The organism is Phormidium sp. FACHB-1136 (assembly GCF_014697375.1).
Taxonomy (GTDB): Bacteria; Cyanobacteriota; Cyanobacteriia; order Phormidesmidales; family Phormidesmidaceae; genus Nodosilinea.
Genome location: NZ_JACJRS010000006.1, coordinates 76,786 through 97,332, shown reverse-complemented (window position 1 = coordinate 97,332; position 20,547 = coordinate 76,786). Strand labels below are relative to the sequence as shown.

Sequence of the window (20,547 nt, the reverse complement as noted above, 5' to 3'; positions counted from 1 at the left end):
CTCAGCCCTGAGGAAATCGAAGCCCGCTTTGCCGTCAATATCCAAGACACCCGCTTCTACCAAGAAGCTAAGGAAGATGGCGGACGGGAAGTTGTAGACCTCAGCCCCGAGGAAATCGAAGCCCGCTTTGCCGTCAATATTCAAGACACCCGCTTCTACCAAGAAGCCAAGGAGGATGGGATCCAAACAGGCAGACAGGAAGGTAGACAAGAAGGCTTGCAGGAAGGCTTGCAGGAAGGCTTGCAGGAAGGCTTGCAGGAAGGTTCGCAGGCGGAGGCGGTGCGGTTGGTGCAGCGGTTGTTGCGGCGGCGGTTGGGGGAGGTGCCCGATGGGGTGATGGCCCAGGTGCAGGCGCTGGGGTTGCCCCAGTTGGAGAATTTGGGCGAGGCGCTCCTAGACCTGACCACCCTAGCCGAATTGACCACTTGGCTCCAATCCCAGGGAGAGAACGACTGAAGTACATTGCAATGATCCCCCCTGCCCCCCTTGATAAGGGGGGTAAAGAGTGAACCTTAGCCCGCTAGGCACTGGGGGGATCTAGAACCTAGCAACTGTGCATCTCACTCTAATAGACAAGGTAAAGCAAGGAGTGGAGCTATGGCCCAGTATGTAAAGGTTTGGTTTGATCGGGAGGCAGATTTTTTAGAGGTAACGTTTGCGGATGGGATGGGCTATATGCGCGAGACTGATCATGACTCTGTGATGGAACGGGTGGATATGGATGGTAATGTGATTGGATTTTCGATTTTGAATGTTAGCCATCTGCCCCAAGATCATCCTTTGGTGGCTCAATTAAGTAGCGTTGCTTAATCTTGTAGGTTGAGTGCAACGAAGCGGGACCCAACAAAACTCTTAATCATTTTATTGAACAGAAACTATGACTACAACCATCAGCTTAGAAATCTCGCTAGAGTCGCTGATTCAAGCGGTAGCCTCCCTTGATTTGGGAGCCAAAAGACATTTGATTGAAGTTATTGAACAACAGATCTTTGAGGCACAGGAAGAAGACTACGTAGAAGATTCTGAAACGAAGGCAGAGATAGAATCTGTCAAGCTGGAATACCAACAGGGAGACGCGATGACGATTGATGATTTTATTCAATCTCAAGTGAATTGAGCATGGGTTTTGACAATGCCTTACTCTGTCTTTATTGCCAAGTCTGTGCAAAAACAAATTAACCGATTGCCCACCACGATAAAAGCCAAGGTTATAGAAAAAATCGTACTGCTTAAGTCAGAGCCTCGGCCTGTCGGGGTGGTTAAGCTAAAAGGGTATGATTTTCAATATCGGCTTAGAGTCGGAAACTATCGCATTAGATATGAAATTTTTGATGCGGACTTAAGAATAGAAATACTGCAATGTAAGCATCGCAGAGAAATTTATAAGGATAACTCTTGAGCACTGTACCCATGCCTAATTCTGTTACGCCGTTTTCGTTGAAAGATGCCCCGGCTTTGATTGAAAAATTATTGCCTGTGCAAAAGCTGTCGGCGGAAGCCTATAAGGAACAGATGGCGGGGTCTGGCAAAACGCTGACGGCACTGGGTAGCTATTGGAAGGGCCGCAAGCCGTTGATTTTGAATAAGGCGTGTATTTTGGGCTGTTTGCTGCCTGCGACGGATAACCCCAGCCGCGATCTAGAAATTTTTGAAAAACTGATGGCGATGGATGCCGAATCCTTTGCGGTGCGGTGGAAGCGTCGGCCCAAGCCCAAGGAAATTTTAGAAACGCTGGCTATTGCCAATATTGAGGATTATTTTGAGGCTTCCCCGGCGGGGATGTTGCCCCGATCTAGCCCGATAGATTGGAGTGATCCGGCCTATAAGGGTATTAAAGTAACCTGGCGAGCCGACCTTAGCGAACTGGATAAACGGCGGCTGGAGGTGCAACTGTTGCCAACGGCTTCCTATCGGGATTGGGTAGATAAAGCCTACCGTCCTGAAGAAGTGATGGACAGGGTGCATGACCATATTTGGGAGGCGGTGAACGAGCATTTGGGCACAGCGGCCCACTCGTTTCCTGAACTGGTGGAGCAGTTGGGAATTATGCGCTTTGGCCATCGGCCCAAGGTGGCGGATACCTTTTGTGGGTCGGGCCAAATACCGTTTGAGGCGGCGCGGTTGGGGTGCGATGTGTATGCCTCTGACCTAAACCCGATTGCCTGTATGTTGACGTGGGGCGCGTTTAACATTGTGGGTGGTTCGGCAGAAAGCCGAGAAAAGCTGGCCCAAGAGCAAAAGGCATTAGTGGAAAAAGTTCAGGCAGAAATTGACCGTTTGGGCGTGGAAACGGATGGTAATGGGTGGCGGGCTAAGGTGTTTTTATATTGTGTGGAGGTGCGCTGTCCGCAAACGGGATGGATGGTGCCTTTATTACCAAGTTTAGTCATCAGCAAGGGCTATAGGGTTATCGCTAAATTAGTACCTGATCCAGTCAACAAGCGCTATGACATAGAAATTTTAAGTGATGTCAGTCCTGAAGCTATGAAAGCGGCTGAGACAGGGACAATTGGCAGAGATAGCAAGTATGAAGAAGCGAATCTTGTCCATAAGGTTGATGGCATAACTTATAAGACAAAGCTATCAACGCTTCGAGGCGACTATCGAACTTCTGACGGAACAACTGAAAATCAACTAAGAAAGTGGGATAAGCATGATTTCGTGCCTCACCCAGATGACTTGCTACATGAACGCTTGTATTGTATTCAATGGGTGAAGTCAAGAGATTCCACTAAAAGGGATATTTATGAATTTCGCTCAATTTCGAGAGAAGACTTAAATCGAGAGAAGAAAGTCAAAGATTATGTTGCTAAACACCTTAGGGATTGGCAGTCTTCAGGCTGGATACCAGATATGCGAATTGAGATTGGTGGGCCTCCCCGATATCAGGGTCAGGATTTGATTAGATCTCGTGGATGGACTTATTGGCACCATTTATTTGTGCCAAGACATCTATTGACACTTGCAATTATTAAAAGTCATCTGCATGATGAAGCCCTGGCAGTAAAATTTGCAGGCATATTAGATTTTGGGAGCAAGCTAAGTAGATGGACTACCTCCTCAGCGAGAATTTCAAAAGATGGCAAAGGCAAACAAATAGGAGGTGCAAGTAATAGCACTTCAAATGTGTTTTATAATCAAGCGCTAAATACTCTATACAACTTTGGTGTTCGTTCTACTGGAGATCTACTATCAGTTCTGGATAAAAAAATTAAGCATTCTCCTATATCTGGCACTTCAAAGGTAGATTCTTCCAGTGCAGACAAGATTCAGGTTCAGAGTGATATTTTTATTACTGATCCACCCTATGGTGATGCCGTAAAATATGAAGAAATTCTTGATTATTTTGTTGCTTGGCTGCGTAAGGATCCTCCCCCTGGCTTTTCAACCTGGGTATGGGATGGGCGGCGTTCTCTGGCAATTCAGGGGCAAGATGAGAACTTCCGTCAAGATATGGTTGCTGCTTACAAGCGAATGACTGAGTGTATGGCCGAAAATGGCATACAGGTCATTATGTTTACTCACAACGCTGAGGCTATTTGGGCTGACATGGCCAATATTGTATGGGCCTCTGGTCTGCAAGTTACTGCTGCTTGGTACGTCGCAACAGAAACAGATAGTGCGATTCGAGATGGTAGCCATGTCAAGGGTACGGTTTTATTGATATGCCGCAAACGACTTGGGCAAGAAAAAACAACCCGCGATGATCTGGCCTGGGACTTACAAGAAGAAGTCGAGAATCAGGTAGAAACCCTAACGGGCCTAAACCAGCAGGCCAAAGGACTATACCGCGACGAAAACGTGTTTGAAGATGCGGATATTCAAATGGCGGGCTATGCTGCGGCCCTGCGCGTGCTCACCCGCTATGCCACCATCGACGGACGCGACATGACCACCGAAGCCATTCGCCCCAGAGTCAAAGGCAAAGTCACCTTTGTGGATGACCTAATTAAATTTGCGGTGGATACCGCCAACCAATGCCTTGTTCCCCAGGGCATCGACAAAGGCCACTGGCACAAACTCAGTGGGGCCGAGCGCTTTTACCTCAAAATGGTAGACCTAGAGGCCCGTGGCAACCAAAAGCTAGACAACTACCAAAACTTTGCCAAAGCCTTTAAGGTCAAAGACTTTAAGGTACTGATGGGCGACCAACGGGCCAACCACGCCCGCCTCAAAACCGCCCTAGAATTTGGCCGCGCCGAAATGGGCGAAGGCTCCCAGTTGCATCAAACCGTCCTACGGGCCGTCCTCTATGCCCTGATGGAACTGGTGAACGACCTCGACAGCGATGCGGTATTGGCCCACCTCAGCCTCAACATCCCCAACTACTACGGCGACACCACCCAGCGCCAACTCGCCGTAGAACTCGCCGACTACCTGGCCAAACGCCTGGATGAGCATCGTCCCGATGAAGCGAGTGCCGCCCGTGTGCTGCGCGACCTCATCCAAAACCAGCGCCTAGGATGATAACCATCGGCTGTGCCCTCCTGCGCTGGCGAGGGCAACCCATTGCAATTCGCGGATGCTGAATTTCAAAAATGGGTGTAAAATTGAAATTCAAGCTGGGTAATTGCAATATTGAGGGGATAAATCAATCTTGAATCGGTCTGCTTTCACAGATAATGCCCCCGGTGAACTGTGGGCCATCACCGTTCGGGATGACGAGGACTGGGCCTTCATACCAGCCCCTTTGCCGAATCGCTGGCAGGTACCGGATCCACTGTGGCCTCTCTTGGTCGAGGCACGGGAAGCCCTCGCTCGGCTGGACGGCGTGGGTCGATTTATGCCGAATTACAACCTCCTCCTGCGTCCACTCCAACGCCGGGAAGCTCTACGGTCTTCCAGTTTGGAAGGAACCTACGCCACCCCTCAACAGCTCCTATTGTTTGAAATAGAGCCTAGGGAGCCTAAGTCTGCCCACGATCCGGTGAATGCTTGGCGTGAAGTGTTGAACTACAGTACGGCGTTAGAATCCGCTATTCAGGCTTTGGAGTCTAGACCCATTAGCCTCAATTTCATCCGAGATATGCACAGGACGCTGCTCTCAGGGGTACGAGGAGCGCAACGAGATCCGGGTAATTTCCGCCGTTCCCAGGTTCACATTGGCTCAGATCGACGTTTTATTCCACCCCCTCCCCATCAGGTCATGCCTTGTCTCGACTGGCTAGAGAAATTCATTCATCAAGAGCATGAGATTGATCCGTTGATCTTTTGCTTTATGGTGCATTATCAATTTGAAACTATCCATCCTTTTCTGGATGGCAATGGTCGAGTCGGACGACTTTTGCTATCGCTGATGATTTACCAAAACTGTAAGCTGAATAAACCCTGGATTTACCTCAGCTCATTCTTCGACAAATATAAAGATGAGTACATTGAAGGACTGTATCGGGTCAGCACCCGTAATGACTGGTTGAATTGGATTACGTTCTGTCTCCGGGGCACCATCGAACAGTCTAAAGATGCACTCTATCGATTTGAGCAGCTTTTGACCTTACGGAGCCAGTATATGGAAAGCCTCTCCCAGGCTGGTGGCAACGTGCGCTTGAATAAACTGATCGATCACTTGTTTGAATCCCCGGCTATCAGTGTGCCCCAAGTGGCCTCTATCTGTAATGTTCATTACAATACAGCCCGTTCCGATGTAGATCGCTTAGTCAATGCTCAAATTGTGGTTGAGTCTGATATTTTAGAACGTCCGAGAATCTACTTTGCACCTAGAATTCTAGAAATTGCCTATGGCGATTAATGAACGTTTAGCACCGCCCCTTTCTCCAAAAGTCAACTAATTTTGCTGCGCTCTCTGTGTAAGCTCTCGGTGTATTTTTGGGAAGCATGATGGTACAAATACCCTTGCAACCGTTAACGCTGGAAGATTTTCTACTACAGCCCGAAACCAAACCCGCCAGCGAATTGATCAACGGTCAAATGATTCAAAAGCCCATGCCCCAAGGCGAACACAGCATTCTCCAAGGCGAACTGTTGAAGGTGATTAATGCCGTCGCCCAGTCCGCTCAGGTTGCCTACGCCTTTCCAGAATTGCGCTGTGTCTATGGTGGGGCCACCGTTGTGCCAGATGTAGCGGTGTTTCGGTGGTCGCGCATCCCCCGCCAGCCATCGGGGCGTGTAGCCAACCGCTTTGACCTTCATCCCGACTGGGCGATTGAAATTTTGTCGCCAGAACAGCCCCAAACCCTGGTACTGGCCAAGCTCCTGCACAGCGCAGAGCACGGCACCGAACTGGGCTGGCTGGTCGATCCAGCCACCGAGAGCATTTTGGTGGTTTTTCCAGAATCACGAGTGAAACTCTACCAAGGCCCAGAGCCATTGCCCGTGCTGCCTGAGGTGACCTTGGCCCTCGCCGCCGCCGATGTGTTTGCCTGGTTAACCCTGCCAGCCTAAGGCCATGAGCACCATCAACCGCTTTTCCTCCCGCCGCCAGCGCCTCGACCATGCCTTTCTGAGAGATCGGCTCCAGGGGGCTAAGTCTTATAAACGCATTGCGGGTTACTTCCGCAGCTCCATCTTCGAGCTGGTGGGGGAAGCGGTGATCGGCATTCCCAGGGTGCAGATTATCTGCAACAGCGAGCTAGATATTGGCGATGTCACCGTTTCAAAATACGCCCGCGATAGGTTCCTTAAAGAGCGCTGGAACCAAGTGGACTGCGAAATGGAAGCATTGCTCCACCGAGACCGCTATCGCTACCTGTACGACCTGCTCACCAGCGGCAGCATTGAGATTCGGGTGGTGCCCAAAGATCGGGTCTTCATCCACGGCAAAGCTGGGGTGATCGAAGCCGCCGATGGCACCAAGACCAGCTTCCTCGGCTCCACTAACGAAACCCGCAGTGCCTTTGCCCACAACTACGAAATTCTCTGGGAAGATCCCTCCCCAGAGGGTGTGGCCTGGGTGGAGGAGGAATTTGATGCCCTCTGGCCCGATGCCTACCCCCTGCCCGATGCCATTGTTGAAGAGGTCAAACGGATTGCCCAACGGCGGGAAATTCGCTTCCCTGAGGTGGCCCCCACCGACCTGCCCGCTGCGGCCCTAGCCGAAAGCCCCATCTATCGGGGCGGCGAACAGCTCCAGCCCTGGCAGCGTTCCTTTGTCACCCTATTCTTGCAGCATCGAGAAACCTACGGCAAAGCTCGCCTACTGCTGGCCGATGAAGTGGGCGTGGGCAAAACCCTCTCCCTGGCCGCCAGCGCCATGACCTCCGCCCTACTCGACGATGGGCCAGTGCTGATCCTCTGCCCCTCTACCCTCACCCTGCAATGGCAGGTAGAACTGGCGGATAAGCTGGGCATCCCCAGCGCTGTGTGGTCATCCAACAAAAAAGTGTGGATCGACCCCAAGGGGCACATCATCAAAACCCGTGGGCCGGAAGACATCGCCCGTTGTCCGTTCCGGATTGCGATTGTCTCCACCGGGCTAATTTTCCAAGACTCGGCAGAACGCCAACGCCTGCTAGAGCGTCGCTACGGCACCCTTGTGCTAGATGAAGCCCACAAGGCCCGCCGCCGGGGTGGTTTGGGGGCAAAGCAGCGAGACTGCAACAACCTGCTCGACTTCATGCTGAAGGTGGCCCCCCGCACCCGCAACCTGCTGTTGGGCACCGCCACACCCATCCAAACCGATGTTGAAGAACTCTGGGATCTGCTCAAAATTCTCAACGGTGGCGTCGATTTTGTGTTGGGACGCGAGTACGTTAGCCGTTGGGTGGATTGTCAAAAAGCGCTGCCCATCGTCAAAGGCGACGAGCGGCCCAGCACCGAACACCAAGCCTGGGATTGGATCAAAACCCCCTTTCCCCCCGCCAGCGAAGATGCGCTGTTTCTGAGCCTACGCCTCTCCCTGGATCTACCGGAGCAAAGCTTTTTCACAGATCGGGGGTTTGGTTCCCTGGGCTTCTTAGATCAGCAGGCGCTAGGGCAAGCCCTAGATCCAGAGTTCTTCAAAACCCACAACCCCATCCTGCGCCACACCGTCCTACGTCGCCGCCAAACCTTAGAAGAGGCCGGACTTTTAGAAAAAATAGCGGTCAAGATTCACCCCGACCCCGACGCTTCCCACCAGGCGTATCCCGGCCTGGATTTCAGTGGGCTAGGGCTGATGACCAATTTGCCCTTCAGCTTGGCCTACGAAGCTGCCGAAGCCTTTACCACGGCCCTTCGCAAACGCACGAAAGCCGCTGGGCTGATGAAATCCCTCCTGCTGCAACGCATTTGCTCCAGCTTTGCCTCCGGGCAAAAGACAGCTCAAAAGATGCTCGACCGCCAAGCCCCCGAAGAGGAGGAACAACTGCCCCTGATCAACAGCATCCTGAACGACCTAGAGGAGGAGGAAATCCATCACCTCCAGACCATTGTGGATGAGCTATCCCGCTCCGAAGCCCGTGACCCAAAGCTGGCGGCGGTGCGCTATTTCCTCACCCAGCACCGCACGGAAGGCAAGACCTGGCTAGAGCATGGCTGCATCATCTTTAGCCAGTACTACGACACCGCCTACTTCATTGGGGCAGAACTCGCCAAACTCATGCCCCAAGAACCCATCGGCGTCTATGCAGGCACGGGCAAGAGCGGCCTATTCAAGGGCCATGAGTTCGTTGCGACCGAACGGGACAAACTTAAGGCGCGGGTCGCAGATCGCGAAATCCGCCTGATGGTGGCCACCGATGCGGCCTGTGAAGGGCTAAACCTGCAAACCCTAGGCACCCTAATCAACGTTGACCTGCCCTGGAACCCCGCCCGTCTAGAGCAGCGCTTGGGCCGCATCAAACGCTATGGCCAAGCCCGTCCCACCGTGGACATGCTCAACCTGGTCTACCACGACACCCAAGATGCCAAGGTCTACCAAGCCCTCTCTCGCCGCATGAAAGACCGCTACGACCTCTTTGGTGGCCTCCCCGACACCATCGAAGACGACTGGATTGAGGACATCGAAAACCTCGAACACAGGATGGATGAATACATGCACCTGCGCCAGCAAGCCCGCGATCAATTCGAGCTGCGCTACGAAACCACCCTCGAACCCGACCAAAACCGCTGGGAGCTGTGTTCTGAGGTCTTATCCCGTCAGGATGTGATTGAAAAGCTTTCCGAGCCTTGGTGAGGTGGCTCGATGCCAAACCTAGGGTTGTAGGAAGCTAACAGCCCGAAGAATCGTGATCATGCTGCTTTTCAAGCTGATGCCTTTCAACGTGATGCTTTCCAACGTGATGCTTTCCAACGTGATGCTTTCCAACGTGATGCTTTTCAAAATGCAAAAACCCCGCCAAACGGCGAGGTTTTTGTCTATCGGAGCGGCGGGATTTGAACCCACGACCCCTACTACCCCAAAGTAGTGCGCTACCAAGCTGCGCTACGCCCCGATATCGCACGGATTAATTGTGCTCAACTAGAATAACACAGGTCTTAATCACAAACACCGAAAACGGAAAAAGTCTTGGGGAAAAGCCTGCTCAGGATTTAGGGCTTGCTGGGGGCGGCTTTGGCGGGGGGCAGGGGGTTGAGGCTGCGGAAATAGCGCCCCCCCACGATCATCCAAAAGCCGACATAGGCCAGCAGTTGCACCAGGTAGAGATGATCCCGATAGCCCAGCAGGGTTTTGAGGATCAGGCCGGGGAATTGCCGCTCTGGCAACCTTGCGCTGGTATCCCACACCAGGGGGCCGAGGACGCAGGAGGTTTGGGAGAAGCAGAGGTCAAGGGTTTGGGTATCGAGCTGGCTGATGGCGGCGAGGGCGGCATCGAGGTTTTTGAACACCGACACCACCAGACCACCCACAATTAACAGCAGCAGCAGACCCATGACCTGGAAAAACTGCTTGAGGTTAATCCGCACCCCCCAGCGAAAGAGGGCGAGGCCAATTAGGGCGGCTCCCAGCAGTCCGGCGAAGGCTCCCGCAGCGGCAGCGGCACTGGCCTCCACGTTGGTAAACACAAACAGCACCGTTTCAAAGCCCTCCCGCAGCACCGCAATGCAGATCAGGCTAAACAGGCTCCATCCGGCGGTTTGGTTATCTTGCAGGGCCGATTGGACGGTGCCTTCGATTTCCCCCTTCAGGCTGCGGGCTTGGCGGGTCATCCACAACAACATCCAGCTCAGCATGATGATGGCCACTGCCCCAAACAACACATTCAGCAAGGGTTTGATGATGCTTTGCAGGTTGGGCAACACCTGTTGAAGTTGCTGCAAGCCAGACCCCAACGCCACCCCGATCATCACACTGCCCACCAGCCCCGCTACCACGCCCAGGTAAACCCAGCGGTTAAGCGCCTGACGTTGGGCCTTGGCGAGGCAGGCCAGCACAATGCCCACGACGAGGGCGGCTTCCACCCCCTCGCGCAGGGTAATGACAAAGGTGGGCAGAGCGGCGGTTAAGTCCATGGATCTAGGTAGAGCAAGGGTAGAGCGTCTGGGGTCTCTTTAGTATTGTGTCAGACTCTTCTATTCCTGGCCGCCTCAACCGGGCCTACTTTGCCCAGAATGGCTCGCAGGGGGGAAAGACGGATACGGTTAGCAGGAGGCCATCTCGTTACCAACCACGATCCAGGCCATAGCCCCTGTTTCCCCAATTACCTTAAGAAAAGTCGGGGCGTTGCTTATAATTTATCTAGGAATTGTATTATTCCGACATTGCTCTTTACAAAGAGATGCTAGGCTTTATGGCTAGTCATCTCAAACTTGGCCCTCGGCATTGCGCTTAGCCAGCGGAGTCCCTCGTCATAGTGATGTGGTCGGCCAGTCGTTACCTTTGATACATGATGCCTCGTATACTCGTCATTGATGATGATCCCGCCATTGCAGAACTCGTTTCTGTCAACCTAGAAATGGCTGGCTATGATGTGAATCAAGCTGGTGACGGTGTGAAGGGGCAGGCGCTGGCCGTACAGCTTATGCCCGATTTGATTATGCTGGATCTAATGTTGCCCAAGGTAGATGGCCTCACGGTCTGCCAGCGGCTGCGTCGAGATCGGCGTACGGCAGATATCCCGGTGTTGATGCTCACCGCCCTCAGCCAAACCCAAGACAAGGTAGACGGCTTCAATGCCGGGGCCGATGACTACCTCACCAAACCCTTCGAGCTAGACGAAATGCTGGCCAGGGTGCGGGCCTTGCTGCGGCGCACGGATCGCATTCCCCAGGCCGCCAAGCACAGCGAAATCCTCAACTACGGCCCCCTCACCCTCATCCCCGAACGCTACGAAGCCATCTGGTTTGATAAAACTGTCAAGCTCACCCACCTGGAGTTTGAGTTACTACACTGTCTGCTTCAGCGCCACGGCCAAACCGTCTCCCCCAGCCAAATTTTGCAGGAAGTGTGGGGCTACGAACCCAACGACGACATCGAAACTATCCGCGTCCACGTTCGCCATCTCCGCACTAAGCTAGAGCCAGATCCCCGCCATCCCAAATACATCAAAACCGTCTACGGCGCAGGCTACTGCCTAGAGTTGCCTGCCTCCGGCACTCAACCTGCCGTTGAAAACGTCTTCTAGATCAAGTGGGAGCATCCTAAAACCCGACTGCCCCCGGTATCAGCGGGCGCAGAACTCCCATGCCTACGGTGTATCGAGTTGAGAATTGGGGATGGCTCAATTCGGATTGGGGATAGAGTAATATCCGCACAATAAAAACAGTAAGCAAGAGCCTCCGATTTAGAGGCTCTTGCTTATGTTGCTTAACGGGCGAGGAGGGATTCGAACCCCCGACACCGTGGTCCGTAGCCACGTGCTCTAGTCCACTGAGCTACACGCCCCTGTCAGGCTTTTTATCCTATCACAGTCTTTTGGTAATTTGGAAACTAGATTTGAAGAGTATTTGAAAAATTTTTGAGACAAACCCATGGCCCATCCCTCCGAACCGCAGTCTGCCCCAACGCCCCTGACGCACCTCGACGCCCAGGGCCAAGCCCAAATGGTAGATGTGAGCGCTAAGGCCACCACCGTGCGCGAGGCCGTGGCAGAGGCCGTTGTCACGATGCAGCCCCAAACCCTAGCCACCATTGAAGCCGGGAATGCCCCCAAAGGCGATGTCTTGGGTACCGCACGGCTGGCGGGCATCATGGCGGCAAAGCAAACCGCCAACCTGATCCCCCTCTGCCACCCCCTGCCCATTCATAAGGTGGAGGTCGTGATCACTCCAGATACTCATTTACCGGGCTATCGCATTCAGGCCACGGTGAAGGTGAAGGCGGAAACGGGGGTGGAAATGGAAGCGCTGACAGCGGCCTCGGTGGCGGCGTTGACCCTCTACGATATGGCCAAAGCCCTAGAGAAATTCATGGAGATTCAGTCGGTACGGCTGCTCCGCAAAACCGGGGGCAAATCCGGCGACTACCAAGCGACCACTCCCTAGTGGTATCGGTGCCCTTGGGAGTTGTTTCCAGCGGGTACGGCTAGGCCGAGGGCGATTCGGGCTGGGTGGCGGGGGCGGCAGATCGGAGGGCGCGTAATTCCGATTCCAACCCCTCAATGCGCTGGAGCAGTTGTTGATTGGTTTCCATCATCTCCTGGGCACGGCTGCTGAGGTAGGGGTCGGTTTCCCACCAGTTGATGCCAATTTCGCGGGCCTTATCCACCGAGGAAATCAGCAGACGAATGCGGATGCTCAGGAGTTCCGTAGAACCGACTGAAATCGAAATATCGCCCGCGATGACGATGCCCTTGTCCAGCACCCGCTCCAACACATCCACGAGGGACGAGCTTTGGGTGGCAGTGGTGATGCGGGCGGCTTGGGGACGAGGGGCAGGGGTAGTCACAGAAGTTCCTGATACTCAGCGCGAATTTGGTAGACCGATGGCCGTTGACCATCCGCCCCCTTCTCGATTAGCCCTTGATCCAACATGGATTTGAGGGCATTGACCACCTGAAAGCGGGTGAGGCCCAGGTCGGTTTCAATGCGAGAAAAGGACGCTGACCCTACGGTATCTAAAAAGTTGAAAATTCGCTCTTCAATCGGGCTCTCGGTTTGGGGCGAGGGTTGGGTTACAACGCCATTCCCATTCGTCAGGCCATTTCCATTCGTCGGACTATCCACCATCACCGGGGCAAAGGCGTCTGAGTTAGCATTGGCAACGGCGGCGACAGGCACCGAAATCATCGGCTCTGGGGCGGCAAGGGGAATCGTCTCGACAGCGGGTTCCGCTGGGCTAACAGCATCCACTGCGGTAATGGATTCATCCGTGGCCTCATCCTCCATGGTCTGAGGAGCAATGATTTCATCCACGGCGGCGGATTCGTCTAAAAACGCGGCTTCGGTAAAGGTCAGATTTTCCTCAGTGTCATCCTCTGGGAAGGGTTGTTCCTCAAAGGCGGGTGCTTCCTGGGTGGAGTCCTCTAAAAACGGCTCATCCTCTAGAAACACCGCTTCCTGGGAAGATTCATCCCAAAACACCTCTTCCTGGGGAATCGACGCCTCGAAAACAGCGGTTTCTTCAACAGCAACTTCCTCCAGGGCCGATTCCGCGACGACAGGCTCCGCTTCCTCTAGGGTCAGTTCCTCTACAACGGGTTCCGTCAAATCAGAGGGTTCAGTCGCAAGTTCTTCAGAAGCAGGTGTTTCTGGGACGGTTTCTTCAAGGACAACTGCTTCAGGGACGGCTGCTTCAGGGACGGTTTCTTCAAGGGCAACTGCTTCAGCAACCGTTTCCTCAAAGGCAGGTGTTTCCTGAACAGGGTCAATAGGAAGGGCGATAGCCTCAACATCCGCCGTTTCTTCCGTCGCGTTTTCAGCTTCGATTATTGCTTCTTCGAGAACAGGGGCCGCCGTTTCTACAGCAGCCTCTTCCATGGGAGAGATAGCGTCTGAAACGGATTCTTCCAGAACAGCCTCCTCTTGAACCAGCGCTTCGACGGTAGCTTCTTCGACGGCAGTTTCCTCGACGGCAACGTCTTCCAGAACAGGTGCTTCTAGGGCAGGTGCTTCGACGGATGCCGCCTCCATCACAGGCGGTTCTTCGGTTGTTACGTCGTTGACGAGCGCATCATCCGCTGGGGCGGCGTCCACCACGACGGGATCTGGTGGGGGAGCGGGGGCATCCTCGCCATCGTCCTCTTCGCCGTGGAGGCGGACGGCCCGCTGGGACTGACTGCCCTGCAACTGTTCCGCTACGCCCACCTGGGAGGCCACAAACTGGTTGAACAAGTCCCACAGGCGGCGGGTGGCTTCGGGGAGGGGGTGCTTGGAGCGGGTGAGCAAAATATCGCTGCACACATCGCGGAAGTCGGAGTTTTCCGCCAGGGGAATGATGCCGTGGTCGTTACAAATGGTGGCGATCATCAAACTGGGTCGCAGGCTGGAGACCATATCCGGCGCAGCATCGGCCTGAAACATCCTGACAATCCGCACAATTTGCTGGGCGGCGAGGGGATCGAGTCCCACTTTTTGTGTCAAAATTTGCTGCTGGGCCAGTTCGTCCGGCTCCGGCATGTTGATGGTAATCAGCCGATCCTGGAGGGCATCCTGGGTGCCGTGGACGCCGCAGTATTCCTCAGGGTTGGAGGTAAAAATCGCCCGAAAGTGGGGGCTGACCCGAATATATTCCGAGCGGTTTTGGGTGGGAGGCAGCACCAGAAGTTTCTCCTCCAGGGCCGACAGCAGCACGTTATTCACCTCTGGGCGCGAACGGTTGAACTCGTCGTAGACCAGGGTGAAACCCTCCCGGCAGGCCAGGGTCAGGCGCGAATCAATCCAGTTGTGGCGCAGCTCGTCCTCCACCTTCATGACGCTGTGGATGTAGTTGTCCACCACCTTTTTGCGGGTGTAGCCCGATTGACTGCCGATCAGGTCGGAGGTTTTGAACTCGTCATCGCCAAACAGCAGCATGATGGGCCGACCGAGGAGATCGGCCAGGTGCAGGGCCAGGGTGGTTTTACCCGTTCCGGCTGGCCCCTTGAGGTGGACGGAATACCCCGACTTGAGGTAGCGCAGGGTGCGAAAGGCGGTTCGTTCTAGGGTGGGGGTCGAAACAAAGTTCCGGGGGCGGGCTTGTAGGACGGTATTCACAGAAGCGCTTCCTCTTTCGCGAGATAGGTGCGGTCTTGCTTAACGATCAAGCCTTTTTGAATTAAGGCATGGAGGGCATCGACGGCCTGGAATCGGGTAATGCCAAGCTCGGTTTCAATTTCGCTAATCCGGGCACCGTTGGCCAGGTGTAGATAGTTATAGACCACCTCTTCTAGGGTGGGCGAATCGGCCCTGGCGGCGGGCGGCGCAGCCACGGCTACCGGGGCATCCACCACCGCCACCGCAGACTCCACGGGGGGCATCACCGTAGCGACGGGTTCCGCCTGGGCCACGGGTTGAGGAGCCGTTACCGTAGCCACGGGAACTGGACTAGGGGCCGGACTCACGACTGGGCTAGGAGCCGGACTGGGAGCAGCGGCCTTGGTCACGGTGGGTTGAGGTTTGGGAGTCGCCGCCGGACGGGCTGGCGTCACAGTACGGGTAGGACGGGCCACAGCGGCGGGTCTTGCGGCGGCGGGCTTGGGTGCAGGTTTGGGTGCAGGCTTGGGCGTCACCCTAGGGGCGGTTTGCTGCACCTTGGGCGGAGAATAGCGCACGGCTCCGTTTCCCCACACCTGCTCGGTGACGGCGGCGCGTTGCTCAGCTAGGTGTTGGCGAAACCCGGCCAGTTCCTCAAACATGGCCTCCACGCGCTCGGTGAGGGCTTGGCGATCCCGCTGGCGCTTTTCCTGCTGTTCGATTTCAGCGATCTGGCGCTCTACGTTGATCTCATCGAGGGTTTGGCTGACATCGGCCTTAAGGTTGGTCACGTAATCCGCCAGTTCCGGCAGCAGTTCCGCCCGCAGCATCGCCTGATCTTGGCGATAACCCGCCAGATCCACCGCCGTTTGCTTTTGAATGGCGTCTACCTGCTGCTGGATGTGGCGCAAATCCTGGGCAATATCGAGGCGTAGCTCGTCCACGGTGTCACTTAGCTCTTGGCGATCCTGGGCCAGTTGTTGCCGCGTGAGGGCCGCACTGAGTTCTCGATCCGCTTGATAGTCGGCTAGTAGAGCTTGGGTTTCGGATTGAAGCTCCTCGGTGTAGCGCTGGAGGGCTTGACGGAGCGGCGGAATTTGGGCCAATCGGTCTTCGGTGGTTTGGCTCAGCCACTCAGCGGTTTCAATCCGCAGGGCTTCGGCCATATCAGAGAGGTGCTGGTGCAGTTCCGTGGCCTGGGTGAGACGGTCATCTTGCCAAGCCTCTAATTCGACCTGCACCTGCTCCCGTCGCTCGGCCACCTCCTGCTGACGGAGGGCACGAGCGTTTTGCCATTGTTCATTAAGTGCTGCCACAGGACTGCTCTCCCTTGAGATAAACATTCAAAAACAGACCTCGGCAACCCGCTAGGGTTGAGGGAGCCGACGCCTGAGAAGACAAGCAATTTCTGTCCCCTCACGGCAGAAATTAGCAAACAGGGATTAGGTGAGTAGCCCTCACCCCCAGCCCCTCTCCCCGTGGGAGAGGGGGGCCGGAACGTCCTTCAAAGTCCCTCTCCCAAATTGGGAGAGGGATTTAGGGTGAGGGTGAGCCAGGAGGTCTTCGATCTACCGAGTATCCCTGTTGCCTGATGGGACGGGTTAGGTCGCAGAACGACTAACCTATGCGGCGGGGACGGCAGCCTGGGCGGTGAGGCCAACGGCTTCAGCGTACTTGAGGTAGGTATCGACGGAGGCGATCACAACACGGGCTTCAATGGCCAGCAGTTCGATGCCCACCAGAGAAACGCGAACCCAAGCATCAACGACGATCCCTTTGTCCAGGATGCGGTCAACAACTTCAGCCAAGCTAGAGGAAGAGTTTACTTTTTCAACAGCCATGGTTTGAACCCTTAAACAGTGAAGTGTGTTTAGTGAAATCGAGACGGACGACGATGCGCCCATGGGTACGCCCGTTGGCTAGGACGAGGCAAAGTCAGCGGGCCAAGTGCGAGGTCTATTGACCTGCACATTTGTAGTCTGCCCAATTCACAGAACAGACTCACACCCTAGGAACAATAGTTTATTTATCGTTACCTAACGATTGAATCAATCTTGGTCTGAACCAGAAATTCGCGATTTTTGTGGGGTTCGTCGCGCTCCTGGGTACCATAGGGGTTTGAGTGATGTGAGATACGCTGCGCCATGGATTCCCCCACCGTTGACCGCTTGCTGGAAGCGCTGAAAGCTGCTGATCCTGACCATCGGGAAGCCGCCACCGATCAACTCTGGCAACTGTGGTTTAACCAAAAGGGTGCCCAAGGCTTTCGCAATCTTCAGCAAAGCCAAGCCCTCATGGACAAGGGCTACTTCACCGATGCCGAGGCGCTACTGTCCCAGGTGATTGCCGACCTGCCCGACTTCGCCGAAGCCTGGAATCGTCGCGCCGTCCTCTACTACCTGCAAGACCGCTACCTGGAAGCCATCGCCGATTGCCAGCGGGTGATAGAGCTGATTCCCTACCACTTTGGGGCGCTGCATGGGTTGGGCCTCTGCCATGCCGCCCTAGGGCAATACCCCCAAGCGATCCAAGCCTTTCGCCAAGCCCTCACCGTCCAACCCTACGCCATTACCAACCAGCGCCTTTTGCTAGAATGCACCGCCCGCCTGAGTTAAACCCTCAGAGAAGCTCAGTAGATCACAAACACGCTCTTTGCCCATGATCCAGCCCTCACCCTAAATCCCTCTCCCAATGTGGGAGAGGGATTTTGAATCATTTCCGGCTCCCCTCTCCTCCTGGGAGAGGGGCTGGGGGTGAGGGCTGCGGGGACCTTGCCATCTACTGAGACGCTTTAGTTCCCCTGGCTAATGCGGCGGAGGTTGAGCACGTCGGTCATTTTGCGCAGTTGGCTGAAGGTTTGCTCTAGGTGGGCGCTATCTCGCACATCTAGGCCGAGATCGATTTCGGCGGTTTGGCCGGGGAAGGTTTTTACCTGGGCTTTGTGGACGTTAATTTGTAGGTCAGAGAGGTGGGAGAGAATGTCCTTCAGCACACCCACCCGGTCGATTACCTCGATCTTCACTTCCACGGGGTAGGTTTGGCGGTTTCCGGTGGCGTCACCATTGTTCCAACTGACGGGAATGAGGCGATCTCCAGGAATATCAGCCAGGTTGGGGCAACCCTGGCGATGGATGGCAATGCCGCGACTGCCGAGGGAAACGCTGCCGAGGATGGGTTCTCCAGGGAGAGGGCTACAACAGCCCGCAATGTGGTAGACCAAGCCTTCGATACCGAGGATGGGATCCTTAGAGGGGGTGTGGCGATGGCGATGGGGGCTGGTGACGGCATCGGCCAAAACTTGGTTAGAGTTACCCAAGGAGGTTTCGGAAGACGAGACTTCCTTGGGTTTTTGGGCCTTAATGATCTCTTCCCGCAAACGGTTAACCGCCAGATTGACGGTGACTTCGCCATAGCCCAAGCCCGCCAGCAGATCGTCCACGGTGGGATAATTGCAGCGTTCCGCCGCTAGTCGGGCGGGGTCGGACTTCAGCATTGCGTCAAAGCCGTTGCGGCCCAGTTCCTTTTCCAGCAGGTCGCGGCCACGGGCAATGTTTTCGTCTCGGTGGGAGCGCTTATACCACTGGCGAATCCGGTTACGGGCGCTGGGGGTGACCACGAAGTTCAGCCAATCCAAGCTGGGGTGACTGTTCTTTTGGGTGATGATTTCCACGATGTCGCCATTGGCCAGGGGCGTATCTAGGGTGACGATGCGGCTGTTCACCTTGGCTCCGGCGCAATGGTTGCCGACTTCGGTGTGAATGCGGTAGGCAAAGTCTACGGGGGTTGCGCCTCGGCTGAGGGGAACCACGTCGCCGCTGGGGGTAAAGACGTAGACATCCTCATCGAACAGATTACCCTTCACATTTTCGAGGAATTCCTGGGCATCCTTGAGGTCGTTTTGCCATTCCAACAACTGCCGCAGCCAGGTAAATTTGTCGTCGTCGGCGGTCATCCGAGTGTTGGTGGAAGCCCCGGTTTCTTTGTATTTCCAGTGGGCGGCAATCCCGTATTCGGCGATGTGGTGCATTTCTAGGGTGCGAATCTGCACTTCGATGGGCTTACCCTTACTGCCGATGACCACCGTGTGAAGCGACTGATAGCGGTTAGGCTTGGGCAGGCCAATGTAGTCCTTAAAACGTCCGGGAATGGGGCGAAAGGCATCGTGGACAATCGCTAGGGCGCGGTAACATTCCTCGTTGGTGCCCACAATCAGCCGAATGGCCGCCACATCGTAGATTTCGTGGAAGTCCTTCTGCTGCTTCTCCATCTTGCGGTAGATGCTGTACAGGTGCTTGGGGCGACTGCTCACATCCACCACCTGCATGTTGGCCTCGTGCATTCGCTCCCGCAGGGTTTCCGCCACCTGCACCAGTCGCGCCTCCCGATCCGTCCGCTTCTCGGTGACGTATTCCTGCATCTGCCGATAGGCTTCCGGTTCTAGGTATTTAAAGGACAAGTCCTCCAGTTCCCACTTGAACCGCCCAATCCCCAGTCGGTTGGCTAGGGGCGCAAAAATTTCCATGGTTTCGCGGGCAATGCGGCGACGTTTTTCGTCGCTGAGGTGCTCTAGGGTGCGCATATTGTGGAGGCGATCCGCTAGCTTCACCACAATCACCCGAATATCCTGGGCCATGGCCAGGAACATGCGGCGAAAGTTCTCCGCCTGCCGCTCGGTTTTGCTCTCAAAATTCAGCTTCGAGAGCTTGGTGACGCCCTCCACCAACTGCCGCACTTCGAGGCCAAACAATTCCTCAATTTGTTCGAGCGGCGTATCCGTATCTTCCACTACGTCGTGCAGAAACCCGGAGGCAATCATGGCACTGTCGCCGCCCAAATCTCGCAGCAGCCCCGCCACCGCCACCGGGTGACAAATGTAGGCTTCCCCAGAGGCCCGATATTGCTGTTGGTGCAGGGTATAGGCAAACTCAAAGGCCCGACAGACCAGTTCACTGTTAGACTTATCATCGGCTAGGGGCACCTGCCCTTCCCGCAACGGATCGTGATAACTCAGTACACAGGTGGTCAGCCAGTCGGGTAGATCACAATCGGTGGGCAAAAATGACTCAGCAGCGCGAGGCTCAAGATCGGTTGATGGCGAGGGATGAACCGTGGCAGTCATAGGACGACAAGCGGGGTAAAGGGAGGGCAAAAATGCTAAAAAAGAGCACAATTCGTACAAACGTTCTGTGCCGTAGCCGATAAATTTATTTGGATAGAGATAACCTACACCATCGGCCCAGAAATGTACCCTGAGCTTAGGGAGCCGCAATATTCGCCCAGGCTTGGCGTGCCGGACGCTGCTGTCATGTCATTTACCTTAACATTTTGTTTAAATCCTGCGAAGGATTGGTGAGCAAAATGTTCCCAAAGTTACTAAATGCTGATCCGTAGCGGTTCTCAATAGAGTGAGGTATGTAGTTGCTTAGTTCTAGATCCCCCCGACATCGGGCTGCTTAAGTTTTACTCTGTCCCCCCCTGTCTAAGGGTGGCCGGGGGGATCAGCGAGATGTCCTTCAACCGAGTGAAATCCACCATGGATCGTCCTTAAGGTCATCCCCT

At 54.8% G+C, this 20,547-nt stretch carries 17 protein-coding genes and 2 tRNA genes; 11 read left to right on the top strand and 8 right to left on the bottom strand.

Annotation, left to right across the window (positions count from 1 at the left end; translation table 11 throughout):
* The 8 genes from H6G62_RS28225 to H6G62_RS03530 form a co-directional block, all read left to right on the top strand.
* Positions 1-456, top strand: a 456-nt coding sequence (locus H6G62_RS28225) for a DUF4351 domain-containing protein (protein ID WP_190492726.1), incomplete at its 5' end; no start/stop codon positions are given.
* A 141-nt stretch (positions 457-597) separates the two neighbouring features.
* Positions 598-810, top strand: coding sequence for a DUF2283 domain-containing protein (locus H6G62_RS03560; protein ID WP_190492725.1), 213 nt, complete (start codon positions 598-600; stop codon positions 808-810).
* A 67-nt stretch (positions 811-877) separates the two neighbouring features.
* On the top strand, positions 878-1,117 hold the full coding sequence (locus H6G62_RS03555; protein ID WP_190492724.1) for a hypothetical protein: 240 nt from the start codon (positions 878-880) through the stop codon (positions 1,115-1,117).
* Positions 1,118-1,132: 15 nt separating this feature from the next.
* Entirely contained in the window at positions 1,133-1,399 is a 267-nt protein-coding gene (locus tag H6G62_RS03550; protein WP_190492723.1) for a type II toxin-antitoxin system RelE/ParE family toxin, read from the top strand.
* An 11-nt stretch (positions 1,400-1,410) separates the two neighbouring features.
* A complete protein-coding gene (locus H6G62_RS03545; protein WP_190492722.1) occupies positions 1,411-4,467 on the top strand; it encodes an anti-phage-associated DUF1156 domain-containing protein in 3,057 nt (1,018 codons plus the stop codon).
* Between the two features lie 130 nt (positions 4,468-4,597).
* Positions 4,598-5,749, top strand: a complete 1,152-nt coding sequence (locus tag H6G62_RS03540; RefSeq protein ID WP_199324709.1) for a Fic family protein — start codon at positions 4,598-4,600, stop codon at positions 5,747-5,749.
* 89 nt (positions 5,750-5,838) lie between these two features.
* On the top strand, positions 5,839-6,402 hold the full coding sequence (locus H6G62_RS03535) for a Uma2 family endonuclease (RefSeq protein WP_190492741.1): 564 nt from the start codon (positions 5,839-5,841) through the stop codon (positions 6,400-6,402).
* Positions 6,403-6,406: 4 nt separating this feature from the next.
* Positions 6,407-9,112, top strand: a complete 2,706-nt coding sequence (locus H6G62_RS03530; protein ID WP_190492721.1) for a phospholipase D-like domain-containing anti-phage protein — start codon at positions 6,407-6,409, stop codon at positions 9,110-9,112.
* Between the two features lie 185 nt (positions 9,113-9,297).
* Here H6G62_RS03530 and H6G62_RS03525 read toward each other — a convergent pair.
* Positions 9,298-9,371 (bottom strand) — tRNA-Pro (locus tag H6G62_RS03525).
* A gap of 97 nt (positions 9,372-9,468) precedes the next feature.
* Positions 9,469-10,389: an FTR1 family protein gene (locus H6G62_RS03520; RefSeq protein ID WP_190492720.1), complete on the bottom strand. Its 921-nt coding sequence runs from the start codon at positions 10,387-10,389 to the stop codon at positions 9,469-9,471.
* A 377-nt stretch (positions 10,390-10,766) separates the two neighbouring features.
* Between H6G62_RS03520 and H6G62_RS03515 the strand changes: the two genes are divergently transcribed.
* The gene (locus H6G62_RS03515) at positions 10,767-11,501 is read left to right on the top strand and encodes a response regulator transcription factor (protein WP_190492740.1); all 735 of its coding nucleotides are present in this window, start codon (positions 10,767-10,769) and stop codon (positions 11,499-11,501) included.
* 186 nt (positions 11,502-11,687) lie between these two features.
* Here H6G62_RS03515 and H6G62_RS03510 read toward each other — a convergent pair.
* Positions 11,688-11,761 (bottom strand) — tRNA-Arg (locus H6G62_RS03510).
* Between the two features lie 86 nt (positions 11,762-11,847).
* On the opposite strand from H6G62_RS03510, the gene moaC reads away from it, so the two are divergent.
* The gene (gene moaC / locus H6G62_RS03505) at positions 11,848-12,360 is read left to right on the top strand and encodes a cyclic pyranopterin monophosphate synthase MoaC (protein ID WP_190492719.1); all 513 of its coding nucleotides are present in this window, start codon (positions 11,848-11,850) and stop codon (positions 12,358-12,360) included.
* A gap of 40 nt (positions 12,361-12,400) precedes the next feature.
* Here moaC and H6G62_RS03500 read toward each other — a convergent pair whose 3' ends face one another.
* The 4 genes from H6G62_RS03500 to gvpA all read right to left on the bottom strand — a co-directional run bounded on the left by H6G62_RS03500 (position 12,401) and on the right by gvpA (position 16,829).
* Complete coding sequence (locus H6G62_RS03500) at positions 12,401-12,763, bottom strand: gas vesicle protein GvpJ (protein WP_190492718.1); 363 nt, start codon at positions 12,761-12,763, stop codon at positions 12,401-12,403.
* Positions 12,760-15,009: a gas vesicle protein GvpN gene (gene gvpN, locus H6G62_RS27290; RefSeq protein ID WP_347239281.1), complete on the bottom strand. Its 2,250-nt coding sequence runs from the start codon at positions 15,007-15,009 to the stop codon at positions 12,760-12,762. Before gvpN ends, H6G62_RS03500 begins: the two co-directional genes overlap by 4 nt.
* Complete coding sequence (locus H6G62_RS03490; RefSeq protein ID WP_190492717.1) at positions 15,006-16,304, bottom strand: hypothetical protein; 1,299 nt, start codon at positions 16,302-16,304, stop codon at positions 15,006-15,008. Before H6G62_RS03490 ends, gvpN begins: the two co-directional genes overlap by 4 nt.
* Positions 16,305-16,610: 306 nt before the next feature.
* Complete coding sequence (gvpA, locus tag H6G62_RS03485; RefSeq protein ID WP_017300094.1) at positions 16,611-16,829, bottom strand: gas vesicle structural protein GvpA; 219 nt, start codon at positions 16,827-16,829, stop codon at positions 16,611-16,613.
* Between the two features lie 303 nt (positions 16,830-17,132).
* Between gvpA and H6G62_RS03480 the strand changes: the two genes are divergently transcribed.
* Entirely contained in the window at positions 17,133-17,603 is a 471-nt protein-coding gene (locus H6G62_RS03480; RefSeq protein ID WP_190492716.1) for a tetratricopeptide repeat protein, read from the top strand.
* Between the two features lie 176 nt (positions 17,604-17,779).
* Here H6G62_RS03480 and H6G62_RS03475 read toward each other — a convergent pair whose 3' ends face one another.
* A complete protein-coding gene (locus tag H6G62_RS03475; RefSeq protein ID WP_190492715.1) occupies positions 17,780-20,107 on the bottom strand; it encodes a bifunctional (p)ppGpp synthetase/guanosine-3',5'-bis(diphosphate) 3'-pyrophosphohydrolase in 2,328 nt (775 codons plus the stop codon).
* Between the last annotated feature and the right edge of the window lie 440 nt (positions 20,108-20,547).

Excerpts from the sequence above, each read along its gene's own strand:
- H6G62_RS03480 (WP_190492716.1), top strand. The coding sequence starts at position 17,133 with ATGGATTCCCCCACCGTTGACCGCTTGCTGGAAGCGCTGAAAGCTGCT.
- H6G62_RS03545 (WP_190492722.1), top strand. The coding sequence starts at position 1,411 with ATGCCTAATTCTGTTACGCCGTTTTCGTTGAAAGATGCCCCGGCTTTG.
- H6G62_RS03530 (WP_190492721.1), top strand. The coding sequence starts at position 6,407 with ATGAGCACCATCAACCGCTTTTCCTCCCGCCGCCAGCGCCTCGACCAT.
- H6G62_RS03535 (WP_190492741.1), top strand. The coding sequence starts at position 5,839 with ATGGTACAAATACCCTTGCAACCGTTAACGCTGGAAGATTTTCTACTA.
- moaC (WP_190492719.1), top strand. The coding sequence starts at position 11,848 with ATGGCCCATCCCTCCGAACCGCAGTCTGCCCCAACGCCCCTGACGCAC.
- H6G62_RS03550 (WP_190492723.1), top strand. The coding sequence starts at position 1,133 with ATGCCTTACTCTGTCTTTATTGCCAAGTCTGTGCAAAAACAAATTAAC.
- H6G62_RS03555 (WP_190492724.1), top strand. The coding sequence starts at position 878 with ATGACTACAACCATCAGCTTAGAAATCTCGCTAGAGTCGCTGATTCAA.
- H6G62_RS03475 (WP_190492715.1), bottom strand. The coding sequence starts at position 20,107 with ATGACTGCCACGGTTCATCCCTCGCCATCAACCGATCTTGAGCCTCGC.
- H6G62_RS03560 (WP_190492725.1), top strand. The coding sequence starts at position 598 with ATGGCCCAGTATGTAAAGGTTTGGTTTGATCGGGAGGCAGATTTTTTA.
- H6G62_RS03520 (WP_190492720.1), bottom strand. The coding sequence starts at position 10,389 with ATGGACTTAACCGCCGCTCTGCCCACCTTTGTCATTACCCTGCGCGAG.
- H6G62_RS03515 (WP_190492740.1), top strand. The coding sequence starts at position 10,767 with ATGCCTCGTATACTCGTCATTGATGATGATCCCGCCATTGCAGAACTC.
- gvpA (WP_017300094.1), bottom strand. The coding sequence starts at position 16,829 with ATGGCTGTTGAAAAAGTAAACTCTTCCTCTAGCTTGGCTGAAGTTGTT.